The organism is Veillonella sp. ZSJB6 (assembly GCF_051549505.1).
GTDB lineage: Bacteria > Bacillota > Negativicutes > Veillonellales > Veillonellaceae > Veillonella.
Genome location: NZ_JBPUGE010000020.1, coordinates 1 through 460, shown reverse-complemented (window position 1 = coordinate 460; position 460 = coordinate 1). Strand labels below are relative to the sequence as shown.

The 460-nt window shown below is 40.2% G+C and carries 2 protein-coding genes; one reads left to right on the top strand and one right to left on the bottom strand.

The features are described from left to right. On the top strand, positions 1-229 hold a 229-nt coding region (locus tag ACSV5T_RS09720; protein ID WP_438320975.1), incomplete at its 5' end, for a gp53-like domain-containing protein. Here the strand turns inward: ACSV5T_RS09720 and ACSV5T_RS09715 are convergent. After that, positions 226-460, bottom strand: a 235-nt coding sequence (locus tag ACSV5T_RS09715) for a gp53-like domain-containing protein (protein WP_438320974.1), incomplete at its 5' end; no start/stop codon positions are given. The two genes, ACSV5T_RS09720 and ACSV5T_RS09715, sit on opposite strands and share 4 nt — an antisense overlap.

Below are 460 nucleotides of genomic sequence, written 5' to 3'. Positions count from 1 at the left end.
CCAGTGGGGAGTTGGTGGCCAAGATAACGTCGTAAAAACGGAAGTAACATTTCCTATTAGATTCACAAGATTATTCATGGCAAATGCGATTGATGCGTATTGGAGTGGGTCAGATACACCAAGATATTTTGCAAACTCTGTAAGCGAAAGCAGCACTACAAAAGCTGTATTTGTGGCGAGTGATAGATATGCTGCATCCTATTATTGGTTCGCACTAGGGATTATTTAATTACCTACCGCGATATATCTGCCCCAAGCACTAGTTTTATTTAATCCATCTTTCGCCGCCTGAGAATATACTTTAACCCCTGTTCTAGTATACTCTCTAAATGAATGGACCTGGTTATCAACATTGTTACCATTCATGTCATTACCAACTACTACGTAACACTCTCTATCAAATGAAACAGGGAATGAAATTGTACCTCCTATTGGTACGTTAGTAAACGCTCCCCACTGG